General features: G+C 62.4%; 10 protein-coding genes. 6 read left to right on the top strand and 4 right to left on the bottom strand.

All coding sequences use genetic code 11. From position 1 onward, the window contains the following. Nucleotide 1 precedes the first annotated feature (1 nt). From P8L30_00095 to P8L30_00110, 4 genes are all read left to right on the top strand, one after another. Nucleotides 2-1,423 carry an amidohydrolase family protein gene (locus P8L30_00095; GenBank protein ID MDG2238605.1) on the top strand — a complete coding sequence of 474 codons (1,422 nt, stop codon included), beginning with the start codon at nt 2-4 and terminating at the stop codon, nt 1,421-1,423. A gap of 170 nt (nt 1,424-1,593) precedes the next feature. Beyond that, nucleotides 1,594-2,781, top strand: a complete 1,188-nt coding sequence (locus P8L30_00100) for an NAD-dependent epimerase/dehydratase family protein (GenBank protein ID MDG2238606.1) — start codon at nt 1,594-1,596, stop codon at nt 2,779-2,781. Next, nucleotides 2,778-3,929, top strand: a complete 1,152-nt coding sequence (locus P8L30_00105) for an NAD-dependent epimerase/dehydratase family protein (protein ID MDG2238607.1) — start codon at nt 2,778-2,780, stop codon at nt 3,927-3,929. Before P8L30_00100 ends, P8L30_00105 begins: the two co-directional genes overlap by 4 nt. 4 nt (nt 3,930-3,933) lie before the next feature. Next, nucleotides 3,934-5,235 (top strand): hypothetical protein, encoded by a 1,302-nt coding sequence (locus P8L30_00110; protein MDG2238608.1) that lies wholly within the window; start codon nt 3,934-3,936, stop codon nt 5,233-5,235. A gap of 188 nt (nt 5,236-5,423) precedes the next feature. Here P8L30_00110 and P8L30_00115 read toward each other — a convergent pair whose 3' ends face one another. Next, entirely contained in the window at nt 5,424-5,954 is a 531-nt protein-coding gene (locus P8L30_00115; protein MDG2238609.1) for an outer membrane lipoprotein-sorting protein, read from the bottom strand. Between the two features lie 79 nt (nt 5,955-6,033). Here P8L30_00115 and P8L30_00120 point away from each other — a divergent pair, with 79 nt between their 5' ends. Next, complete coding sequence (locus P8L30_00120; GenBank protein ID MDG2238610.1) at nt 6,034-6,879, top strand: aminoglycoside 6-adenylyltransferase; 846 nt, start codon at nt 6,034-6,036, stop codon at nt 6,877-6,879. Here the strand turns inward: P8L30_00120 and P8L30_00125 are convergent. The 3 genes from P8L30_00125 to P8L30_00135 are packed head-to-tail and all read right to left on the bottom strand — an operon-like array spanning nt 6,865 to nt 9,255. Further along, nucleotides 6,865-7,569, bottom strand: coding sequence for a regulatory protein RecX (locus P8L30_00125; GenBank protein ID MDG2238611.1), 705 nt, complete (start codon nt 7,567-7,569; stop codon nt 6,865-6,867). The genes P8L30_00120 and P8L30_00125 overlap by 15 nt on opposite strands. After that, nucleotides 7,553-7,819 carry a hypothetical protein gene (locus P8L30_00130; protein MDG2238612.1) on the bottom strand — a complete coding sequence of 89 codons (267 nt, stop codon included), beginning with the start codon at nt 7,817-7,819 and terminating at the stop codon, nt 7,553-7,555. The genes P8L30_00125 and P8L30_00130 overlap by 17 nt, the downstream gene beginning before the upstream one ends. Further along, the gene (locus P8L30_00135) at nt 7,816-9,255 is read right to left on the bottom strand and encodes a DNA polymerase Y family protein (GenBank protein MDG2238613.1); all 1,440 of its coding nucleotides are present in this window, start codon (nt 9,253-9,255) and stop codon (nt 7,816-7,818) included. Before P8L30_00135 ends, P8L30_00130 begins: the two co-directional genes overlap by 4 nt. A gap of 530 nt (nt 9,256-9,785) precedes the next feature. Here P8L30_00135 and P8L30_00140 point away from each other — a divergent pair. After that, nucleotides 9,786-11,576 (top strand): M14 family metallopeptidase, encoded by a 1,791-nt coding sequence (locus tag P8L30_00140; protein MDG2238614.1) that lies wholly within the window; start codon nt 9,786-9,788, stop codon nt 11,574-11,576. Nucleotides 11,577-11,578: the final 2 nt, after the last annotated feature.

An 11,578-nucleotide genomic window follows, 5' to 3' on the forward strand; every position in this document is an offset into this window, starting at 1 on the left:
CATGAAACTCCAGACCACAGCCCTCTCTGCGGCACTGGCCTGCCTCGCTCTCGCGGCAGTTGGCCCCGACCAGGTGGCAGCTCAGAATTTCGACGAATTCGTCGCAGTGCCGATGGGCACGGTAGCCCTCACGCATGCGAAGGTCATCGATGGGACCGGTGCCCCCGCGATGATGGACCAGACCATTCTTATTGAGGGTGATCGAATCACGGCCATCGGGCCGTCCGGCTCAGTCCGGGTGCCTGCCAACGCCAATATCGTGGACCTCACGGGCCAGACGGTGATCCCAGGACTCGTCGGGCTGCACAACCACTCGTACTACACGGGTGGAAGCGGCCGCGCGGCGCAGCTCTCCTTCTCAGGCTCACGGCTCTATCTGGCCTCGGGTGTCACGACAATCCGTACCACGGGCGCTCAGCAGCCGTATGCGGAACTGAACCTCAAAAGGGAAATCGACGCGGGCAACGTCATTGGCCCGACGATGTTCACAACGGGCCCATACCTGACCGGTGAGCAGGTCGGTGGTGGAACCATGACCCAGCTCAGCAACCCTGAGCAGGCGCGGCGTGTAGTGCGCTACTGGGCTGAAGAGGGCGTCAGCTGGTTCAAAGCCTATACGTGGATTTCGCGCGCGGAGCTCGGCGCGGCGATCGACGAGGCGCACAAGCTGGGCGTGAAGGTCACGGCTCACCTGTGCTCTGTGGGATACCGCGAGGCCGTCGCGCTTGGCATCGACAACGTCGAACACGGACTGTTCGCGAACAGCGAGTACGCGCCCAACAAGGTCGAGGACGAGTGCCCTGCCGGCTTCCGGAACAGCTTCCCGGATCTCGATGTGAATGGCGCTGAAGTGCAGGCAACGTTCCGGGACATGATCGACAACGGTGTACCCATGACGTCGACGCCAGTGGTCTACGAGATCTCGGTATCTGGCCGCCCTCCCATCGACGAACGCATCTTTGATGTACTCGCACCTGAGATCGCGGAAGAAGTCCGTGCGATCTCCGTAGCACGACGGGCCGGACAAGGAGCGATTCCACCTGCGCAGTACGCAAAGGCAATGGAGTACGAGCGTGCCTTCGTGGCCGCTGGTGGACTTCTGGGGGCCGGCGTAGATCCGACCGGATACGGCGCAGCGCCTCCAGGATTCGGCGACCAGCGGAACTACGAGTTGCTGCTCGAAGCAGGCTTCTCTGCCCCCGAGGTCATCCAGATCATGAGCCTGAACGGGGCCAAGGTTTTGGGGACTGACGGTGAAGTCGGAAGCGTTGCGACTGGCAAGATCGCGGATCTCGTGGTCATCGACGGTGACCTCGAAGCGGTCGGAAATCTCCACGGGACGAGCATCGTGTTCCGACACGGTATCGGCTGGGACTCACCCAAGCTGATCGAGTCGATTCGCGGAGTGGTAGGAATCCGCTGATCCTCACGCCGAGGCCACTATGAATAGAAAATCCAACGGCCCTGATGGGGGGAGTAACCGTAGCTGACACGCCCACAGACCCCCCTACTCCTTGTCCGCAGGATGCTTGCGCCGTTGATTGAACGGGTCAATCTCGAAGAAGGTCAGCTCTCGGTCCTCACGGAGTGAGTATGGATACGAACAGGCGCGATTTCATCCGAGGTTCGGCCCTGGCCGGTAGCGCAATGGCACTCGGTCTAGGCGGGGAGCTGCGAGGTCTAGGTGCGGAAAACCCAGAGGCCCTCCTCGACTCCCGCCGCCGCCCTACGGAGCGCCCCCCCCACCCGCTGCGAATCCTGATTCTAGGCGGGACGTCCTTCTTGGGCCCTCACCAAATTCGCTACGCTCTCGATCGGGGCCATTCGGTCAGCACGTTCACTCGTGGCCAGACCGAATCCACGATCTACAAGCGGATGTACGACGATGTCGAGCAGTTGGTCGGAGACCGCTCAGGTGACCACTCCGCTCTCTCCGGGCGTAGCTGGGACATCGTGATCGACAACTCGGGACGACAGGTCGAGTGGACGCGCCATGCCGCGGAGCTCCTCCGCGACACGGTAGACATGTATGTCTACACGTCGTCGACTGGGGTCTACCTGCCTTACTACGGCACCGATCTCAAGGAGGACCGTGACGTCTTGTTCGAAGATCCTTCAGAAGTGCCCGAGGACCAACGGCCGACGTACGGAGTCATGAAGGCGTTGTCGGAGCGTGCGGCGCGCGAGGTGTTTGGAGAAGACCGCACGATCGTCGTGCGCCCTACCTACATCGTGGGGCCGGCCGATCAACAGGTGACCCGCTTCCCGTACTGGCCCGAGCGACTTCGAAGGGGCGGCGCGGTAATGATTCCGGGCAAGGCCGACGATCGAGTCCAATACATCGATGTGCGGGACCTCACGGAGTGGATGATTCGCCTCGCCGAGACGAGGACCGCGGGGACGTTCAATGTGGCCGGCCCTGGCTCCTCACTGGGAATGCACGAATTCGTGCACGGTATGCACGCGGTCACGAACTCCGAGGTCGAGTGGGTCACGATCGACGATTACGAATTTCTCGAGGAGCATCGAGTCAGCGCCGTCCTGCCCTGGCTGATGCCGGTCCGCGAGTACGAGGGCTCGGCGCGGATCAACATCGACCGCGCGAAGGCGAACGGTTTGACGTTCCGACCGCTCGCGGAGAGCACGCAAGACGTGCTGGAATGGTGGGACTCCGACGCAGTAACTGACGAACAGAGAGCCAGCGTGATCGACAACCCTCGCAGCTTGATGCAGCGAGAGCCCGAGATCGTGGCGGCTTGGAAAGCGAGAGGTGGACGATGACCCCGACACGCAGAGAATTCCTGAAGAAGACCGGCGCGGTAGCGGCCGGCCTCGCCGTAGCTGGAGCCAGCGCCTGCAGCCCCGAAGCTGAGGATGGCCCGGGCGCGGCGAGCGCTCCGGCACCCAAGCGCATCCTCATCCTGGGGGGTACAGGCTTCATTGGACCGAACATGGTGCGCTACGCGGTGGAGCGGGGTCATGAGGTCACGATCTTCACCCGAGGGCGCAATGAGGTCGATCTGCCGGATGCGGTCGAACGCCTCGTTGGGGACCGCAATGACGACCACACCGCCCTCGAGGGACGGACGTGGGACGTCGTGCTCGACAACAACGCCCAAGACTATCGGTGGGTGCAAAAGAGCACCGAGCTACTGAAGGACGCCGCGTCTCACTACATCTTCGTGTCTTCCATCTCGGCATACGAGCTCGAAGGCTTCGGATGGGACTTCAAGGATCGAGTCCTGATGGAGCCGATCGTGGGCGAGGACTACAAACGGATCTCTCCGCCCGAAGGCTGGGCCGATGGGGACGACGCGGACTACGGCCTCATGAAGTCGCTCAGCGAGGACATCGCCCACGCGGCGTTCCCGGGGCGTACCGCGGTGGTTCGACCGGGGCTGATCGTCGGGCCGGGAGACCGAACCGACCGATTCACTTATTGGCCGGTCCGCATCGACGAGGGTGGAGAGGTCTTAGCCCCCGGAAACCCCCAACACGCCAATCAAATCATCGACCAACGCGACCTCACGGAGTGGATCGTCCGTATGGCAGAGAACGCCACCACGGGCGACTTCAACGGCGTGGGTCCGGGCCATCGCCTAACGATGGGTGAAATGCTCGCGGAAATCGGCACCGTGGCCTCGAACCCTTTCGAGCTGACCTGGGTTCCGGAGGATTTCCTCGAGCAGCACGAGGTCCGGCCGTGGAGCGACCTGCCGGCGTGGATTCCGGGAGACGCCCTGATGTTCGTTGCGTATCAGAAGTCGGTCGACGCTGGCTTGACCTTCCGGGCGTTGGCCCAGACCTCCCGCGATGTGCTCGAGTGGGACAAAGGCCGTCCGGCGGCGGAGCGCGTCGATCGTAGCTTCGGCTGGAGCCGCGAGCGCGAGCGAGAGGTGCTCGACGCGTGGCACGCGGCGGGGCCGTAGTTCTGTGAAGTCCTTTATCGCAGGCATCGTCGACTTCCGAGACGATAGAGAGTTCAAGGGGATGCTGTGGGGGGCCGCCTACGGCTTCTCCATCATGCTCAGCTACTACATCCTGCGGGCCGTGCGCGACGAGATCGCCGCAGATGACCGGGACAACCTGCAGATCATCTGGACCGTGGTCTTCTTCGTCATGGTATTCGTGGCTGTACCGGCGTACTCGTGGATCGCATCGAAGTATTCCCGAGGCGTTTTCGTCCCCATGGCGAATCGCTTTTTCATCGTGTGCTTAATCGGCTTCTGGGCCAGTCTGCTTCTCCTGCCGGTCGAGGCCCGACCTTGGATCGATCGGGTCTTCTACGTTTGGTCCAGCATCTTCGCCTTGTTTGTGGTCACGGTGTTCTGGGGCCTGGTCGCGGACTGTTTCGACAACGATCAGGCCCGACGGCTATTCCCATTCATCGCTGTAGGGGCGTCGGTGGGGGGAATCATCGGCTCCGTCGTGACAATTCAATTGGCAGAGCGCATCCCGGTGTTCTCGCTGCTGCTGATCTCCTGCGTGCCTCTGGAGGTCGCGTCTTGGTTCGCACGCTCACTGCACCAGAACTTCGGAACGGGCGCCGTAGTGGCGGCTGGAGAGACGGAGAAGCCACTCCTGGGGAACGCCTTCTCGGGCATAAAGGGAGTCTTTACCTCCCCGTACCTGCTCGGAATCGCCGGGTTCATCGCCCTCATGACGTTCGCTTCGACGATTCTCTACTTCGCACAATCCGATCTGGTATACTCGGCCATGACCGATCGCGGTGAGCGGACCGCTTTCCTGGCAAAGATCGACCTCACGGTGAATATCCTCACGATCGTTTTTGAGGTGTATCTGACTGCGCGGCTGATTCGCTGGCTGGGCGTCGGACTGACGCTCGCAGTGATTCCGGCGGCCGTCGCGGTCGGGTTCTTGGCCCTCGGGGTCTATCCGACGCTAGCCACGCTTGTTGTTGTCCAGATCATCTATCGGGCCGGGCGCTACGGCATGACCAAGCCGGCTCGTGAGATTCTGTTCACCGTCGTGTCGAGGGAAGAGAAGTACAAGTCCAAGGCGTTTATCGACGCAGCGGTCTATCGAGGTGGCGACCTCGTCAGCGGGTGGATTTATGCCGGGCTCGCGTTTGTCGGCCTCTCCCTAGGGACCATCGCCATGCTGGCGGCTCCGGTTGCAGCCATGTGGGCCATTTTGGGAATCCGGGTGGCTGCGAAGGGCGACGTCAAGGCGGCCGAAATGGAGTCCGAAAAGGTCACTATGCCGGTCGCGTGACGCCGACAGTCGGGTTGGACGCACGGTGTCGTGCTCCGGCCACGACGGCGGTCCGCATAGTAGGACTCAGGCGTAAGAATTCTGCTCGGATCCGTGGATGTTCCAGTCTGCACCAAGCCAATCACCGGAACGCGCCGCGGAGCCGCCGGGAGTTGTGATGGAAGAGCCGCCCCCGGCTGGTGTTCGCTTCACCACGTGTTCGTAACGGAGACGCGCTGTTGCTGGCCGCCTGACAGCTTTCCATGCCTGCGATCGCCTAGGCCCTCGAAGGCGATCTCGCAGTCGGAGTCGTCCACGATGCGACTCTCCTTCACCAAGTCGTCGTTGGTGAAGTGTGACCCCATCCACGACCCCATCATGAGCGACGGTGGGACCTTTATGGTGCGATCTACGCGAGGGAGGTAGCTCCAGACCTCCTGATCCGCCTTGAGTGTTGCGGTGCCGGCTTCGCGCGCGGGCTTCTCGACGCGAACGAGCGAGCACTCTGTCCCGAGTGACCATACGACCCTCTCGAGCGACCGCGTGAAGTGTTCGGTCTTGATCCCCATAGACACCCGACGCTGACTCGATTCGCCCCGCATGAGACGGTCGACACGATCAATGATCTCGCGGGCCGTTTGGGCCTGGAGCGGAGACGTGAGGGTGAGGAGCACGGCGATCATCAAGCCGGTACGTACGATGGGCAGAAGGCCCTTAGCTATCTCAACGCTGAACCTCACGAACACCTCGTCTGATGATATCTCAAGATTGCTATTCTTGTGGTTCACACCAGGGACGGTGCGGCCTACCTTCCGCCCCATGATCGATGCCATTCAACAGTGGTGCGCGGGGCGGCCAGAAGTGACCGCCGCGATTCTCCTGGGCTCTCGGGCCCGGAGAGGTGCAGTGCTCGACGATCTCTCGGATTGGGACGTCGTGCTCGTGCTCAACGACCCTGACGCGCTTCAAGACGAGCAGTGGTTCGCTGAGTTCGGGGACGTGCTGGTGTCGCTACCGACGGTGCGAGTTGAGTTGGGGCAGGTGGTTCGATCGCGATGGGTCCAATACACGGATGGCAGTCGCATCGACTTTTCGCTTTTCTCGGCGGACATACTTCGTGTGATTTCGTATCTGCCCGAATTGCCGCCTTGGATCGATGCCGGATACCAGGTGCTCTACGACCCAGGAAACGTCACGGGATCCATGGTGCCGCCTTTTGGGCGTGGGTATGCCGGCCGGCCTCCGACGTCCGAACAAGTCCAGGCAGACATTGAGGAGTTCTGGTGGGAGGCGCTCGTCGTGTCGAAAGAGCTCCTGCGTGGGGAGCCATTGGCCGCGAGTTATTGCGCCGAGTCGGTCATGAGGCATGGACTGTTGCGGCGAATGCTGGAATGGATGGCGGGTGTCGTGACCGGCTGGTCTCAGCCGGGTGGCCCTTATGGAAGGGGAGTCACGCAGGTGTTGCCGGTGGATCTCGTCGAACGTGCTCAGTCACGGATTTTGTCTTGGGAAGGCGAGGCCGGCTGGGCAGAGCTAGATCGTATGGCGACGCTTTTTGCGGAGGTCGCCCGTTCCGTGTGCGCCAACATCGGTGCGGCGTATCCGGATGAAATCGAACACGGCGCGCGCGCGATGATCACGGAACGGCGGTCAGCCGTCGGCTGACTCCTTGGCGAGTTCCGTTGCGATGCGCATCGCTTCGGACAATGCAGCGCCGCCGAATCCGCGACGTCCCATGTAACCGTGAAGTCTCCGGCGCGCTTTGTTCCGGACGTCACGGTCGTCCGAGTGTAATGCGTCGAGGATCTTCGTTCCCTGTCGCGTGACCCATCCTCGTGCGACTTGGTCGGCGAGTGTGAGGTCGGTGACCTTTTCGTCTTCAAACACCTTTTCGATGGCACCCTGAACTGTTTCCGCGTCCACTCCCTTAGCGCGCAGTTCAGATCGGAGTCGGGAGCGACCCCTGGGCCGGTGCCTGAGTCGATCGCGGATGAATGCTTCCGCGACCGCGCGGTCGTCGAGAAAGCCTCGTTCCTCCAGCCGATCCAGGCACGGGACGATTCGAGCGTGGTGGAAGCCCTTCTGGCGGAGCCTGCGTGAGAGCTCGGTGCGTGTGCGTGCGCTGTACGAAAGGAGGTTCAGTGCGGCATCTCGGACACGAACGGTCTCGTCCAACTCGATGAGTTGGTGCTTCTTCTTGGCCGTGAGTGTGTCGCCCGGCCAGAGCTGGCTCTTCTCCAGGGCCTCGAGCATGACCTCGAAAGGTTCGCCCTCGGAGAGATGGATGAGGACTTTGAGGCCACGCGGTCGGCGTGGCTGAATTCGGGTGATCTGTGGGTCAGCCCCGTTGGGCATACCAGAGTCCGTCTAGAAGGTCGTGATAGAGGGTGATGTTCCTGCCGTCACTCAGAATGACGGCACGGTACTCTCTGGATATGGGCTGCCGCCACCACTCGTCGTCGATTCGCCAGTGTTCTTGAATCGCCTCGACTTGCCGAGCCGGCTTTCCTCGCATGCGCACATGGACGGGCTCACCCCGTTCGTCCGTGCGGACGTCGACAAGGCTGGGCTGACCAAGAGGTCGTAGTCGGGGCGTGTCGCTCATGGGTCGAAGCTCAAAAGTGCGTGGCGGCGTTCGGGGATGCGTGACCAAGGATCGACTTCGACCACGCGGAAGAGAGGGGAGTGGCCCAGCCGGAGCTTGAGTTCCTTCACTGCATCCCGGAGAGAGTGCGGCACGACGCCCTGAGCCAGGTCGCTGCCCGCGACATTGCGCCCATTTTCGTCCCGACGATCGAAGAGGCCGGTTTGTGTGCTCTGGGCGCCGAATTGGGTGAACTCGACAACGAGTGCTTCGACGGCTTTGGGTGGAGGGGAGATCTCCATCTTCATGCGCAGGGGAGATGCGATGCGATCGCGCTGTGATGTGGGTTCGCGCAGGACCGTCTCCACGAACCAAGAACCTCCGCCTTCCAATCGTGCGCCCATGCGCACACTCGTTACGCTGCGCCCACGGCGCTCTGGACGAGAGAGGGCACGTTCCACGAGTCGGTCGAGGCCGCCGTGGAGCGTGGGAACCATGCCCACCGGGTTGGGGAAATCGAGCGAGACGCGGATCGGCTTCGGCTTGTGCCAGGGGCGTACCGGGTCGATGCGCTGTCCCAGGGCCCACGCCAACGCGCTCCGGCCTTCTTGCCCGAACTGTGCGATCAGAGAGGGTTCCGGAAAACGGCGAAGCGCCTCCAGGGTTTCGATGCCGAGCCGCTCCAGGCGCTGGATGATGAGCGGGTCTACTGGGAGTGCATTCACCGGACATTGAGCCAGGAAAGCGACCAGCTCGTTCTCGGTGATTGTGACCGGTTCTCCGGAACGTGCCGAGGCTGCAGCGACCCAAGCTCCGAACTTGCCGGGAGCCATGCCCGCCCGAGTTGCTGCGACGAGTGGGGCGGGGAAGATTCGAAAGAGTGTGTGCAGCGCACGCTTCGCCTGCCGGGTGGGAGAGCCGAAGAGGCGCCCCAATCCGTCCATGCCCAAGAAGACACGCCCTCGGCCGGCCGGCTCGATGACCGGCGTGATCTCGGCGAGCAGCTCGAGCATCGAGTTGACGGCTGAGTCGTAGTGCGCCGGATCGGGCTCGAGCAGTGTGAGAGAAGGGCAGAGCGAGACCGCTTGAGACACCAGTTGGTCGGGACGTACTCCAGCTTCGTGTGCCCGTTCGGAGACCTGCCAAATGGTGCGCCGTGTGGTCTCGCCCGGGGAGAGGAGCGCGACCGAAGTGCTGTCGAGTTCGGGGGAGCGTACCAATTCGAGTCGCAGCTCGAAGGTTGGGAGCCACAGGCAGAGGGCTTGGCGACTTCCCGCAGCCCGGTTGAAGGAGGATGCGTTGGTGAACCATCCGGTGGCTTCGTCGGTGGCGAGGGATTTGAAGGTGGAGAGGCCTAGCCCCCACCCGCGACCGAGAGAGCCTCTACGGAAGTCTGGTAGGGCTCGCGCTGGGGGCTCGCGAGGCTCAGACAAGGAACGACGACGAGTCGTAGCCATAGCTACGGTGAGGAGGAGAGACGACGTATGAGGCCGCGACCCCCCTGCGCCACAACCATGAAGGTGAAAGGGCATTTGGGGTGAAGGTTGCCCGCGGCATGGCCCGATCTCGGTCGTTGGCGCTTCTTGGCGTAGCTACAGCTATGCCTTCGGCGCGCCGCCTACGATATCGGGCCATGGCGCGGACAACGAGCCCTACCAGACTTCCGTAGAGGCTCTCTGCGTGGGTGGGAGTCCCTTGAAAATCTTGCAACCGTGACTGGAGTCGTGACATAGCCGGATGGGCCTACCTATCAACCGAAATGGACAGAGACAACGATCCCCGGCACCCGCGTTCACCACGTCCTGCCCGCCACACCACACGCCGGTAACCGGGGATCATAAACCGAAGAAACACCGAACACAGAACCGAAGATAAGCCGAAGATTTTGTGGTCGCAAGCAAAGCCTAAATCAGATTTTGGGGAGCGAACCTGGCCCACCCATCACTTCCCTCGTAACCTGCGGCTCCACTGCCAACAGGAGAGGATTGTGCGGAACGACTGGAGACGCGGCCGGTGGGTCGCTGCAGCATCAACCATGCTCGCTCTGGCAACTTTGCCATTGAGCGTTTCGGGGCAGAGCGCCTCGTATTTGAACTTCGACGACCTGACTCGTGAGCTACGCTCGGTGACGGGCTCCTCGAACCTCGGGAGCCTTACTTCGCTCGGTACGTCCCATCAAGGACGCGACGTGTGGATGGTCACCATCGCGGATCCCTCTGGGCCTCCGGTGGCGCAACGACCCGGGGTGCTTGTGGTTGGGAACCTCTCGGGTGATCACCTGGTCGGAAGCCAACTGGCGCTCGAGGCCGTCCGCTATCTGACCGGTGCGGGAGCCTCTGAAGCGGATCTGGCCGAGCATGTGATCTATGTAGTGCCGCGCCTCAATCCGGACGGTGCAGAGGCGAAGTTCGACGGCCCACATACCGGTGCCGCAGGCAACACACTGGCCTTCGACGACGACAACGACGCCCGCACGGACGAGGACGGACCGAACGACCTCAATGGTGACGGCGTCATCACAGTGATGCGCGTTCTCGACCCGATGGGTCCATACATGATCGACCCGGACGATCTGCGCCTCATGAAGCAGGCCGATGCCGCAGCTGGTGAGACCGGCACGCACGCCGTCTACTGGGAAGGGGTGGACGACGACGGCGATGGCTTCATCAATGAAGATGCGTCAGGTGGGGTCGACATCGATCGGTCCTTCCAGCACGACTACCCGTACTGGGAGCGCGACGCAGGACCGAACATGGTGAGCGAGCCTGAAGCGCGAGCGCTCATGGACTTCGTGCTTGAGGCCGGCAACATCGCGGCGATCGTGACGTTCGGGCACTCGGACAATTTGGTCACGGCGCCAGACAGCCGAGGCGAATTGGCTACGGGGATCTCGCTGGCGCTCGAGGACTTTGCGGCATCGTCGAACAACGACCTTTGGGACATCGGCAACTACCCGGTCCCACGTCAGCAGGGCGGCCTTCGGCTTCGTGGTGCGCAGCCCGGCGCGGACAACGATCCGTCGTCCGGTCGGCGTCCGTTGATGACGGTGAACAGCGCAGACCAGGAGTACTTCAAGGCAGTCTCGGAAGCGTACCGTGAGATCACTGGCGTGACGGAAGTCGCGCTGAACCGTGAGGCCCACGGCGCCTTTTTTCAGTACGGCTACTTCCACTTCGGTGTGCCGTCCTTCACAACGCCAGGGTGGGCGCTTCCTAGTGGAGAAGAAGACGCTGAAGATGACTCCGGTGACGCCCGGGTCTTGAATGCCTACGAAGCTGGCGGCCTCGATGCCTTCGTACCCTGGGCCGCATATGAGCACGCGGACCTCGGCTCGGTGGAGATCGGAGGGTTCCGGCCGGAGGTCATCACGAACCCGCCCGCGGGTGACCTCGCGGACCTCGGCATGAAGCACGGCGAGTTCATCGCGCACTTGTCCGGGATGCTTCCGCGTGTGCGGATTTCGAACACGGAGGTCGAAGCCCACGGCGGTGGTGTCTTCACGATCACGGCGGATGTGACGAATACGGGACGCTTCCCGTCTTCACTTCAGCACGGCGTGGTTTCGAGGTCGGTCGATCCGGTGACGGTTCAGATCCAGGTCGATCCCGACGCCATTCTTACAGGTGCGGCGAAGACTCATCGGATTCAGAAACTCGATGGTTCTGGAACGACCGAACGTGTCACCTGGGTCATCCAGGGTGCCGCAGGTTCGAGTGTTGAAATCAGGTTGCGGGCCCAGAAGGGTGGGTCCGACTCCGCCACCGTGACGTTGAGGTAGAC

The sequence above is a fragment of the Longimicrobiales bacterium genome, assembly GCA_029245345.1.
In the GTDB taxonomy this organism is placed as follows: domain Bacteria; phylum Gemmatimonadota; class Gemmatimonadetes; order Longimicrobiales; family Gaopeijiaceae; genus CALFPJ01.

What these genes read in the sequence shown, in the direction of transcription:
- P8L30_00100 (MDG2238606.1), top strand. Translation starts at nt 1,594, where the DNA reads ATGGATACGAACAGGCGCGATTTCATCCGAGGTTCGGCCCTGGCCGGT.
- P8L30_00095 (MDG2238605.1), top strand. Translation starts at nt 2, where the DNA reads ATGAAACTCCAGACCACAGCCCTCTCTGCGGCACTGGCCTGCCTCGCT.
- P8L30_00120 (MDG2238610.1), top strand. Translation starts at nt 6,034, where the DNA reads ATGATCGATGCCATTCAACAGTGGTGCGCGGGGCGGCCAGAAGTGACC.
- P8L30_00105 (MDG2238607.1), top strand. Translation starts at nt 2,778, where the DNA reads ATGACCCCGACACGCAGAGAATTCCTGAAGAAGACCGGCGCGGTAGCG.
- P8L30_00125 (MDG2238611.1), bottom strand. Translation starts at nt 7,569, where the DNA reads ATGCCCAACGGGGCTGACCCACAGATCACCCGAATTCAGCCACGCCGA.
- P8L30_00130 (MDG2238612.1), bottom strand. Translation starts at nt 7,819, where the DNA reads ATGAGCGACACGCCCCGACTACGACCTCTTGGTCAGCCCAGCCTTGTC.
- P8L30_00135 (MDG2238613.1), bottom strand. Translation starts at nt 9,255, where the DNA reads ATGGCTACGACTCGTCGTCGTTCCTTGTCTGAGCCTCGCGAGCCCCCA.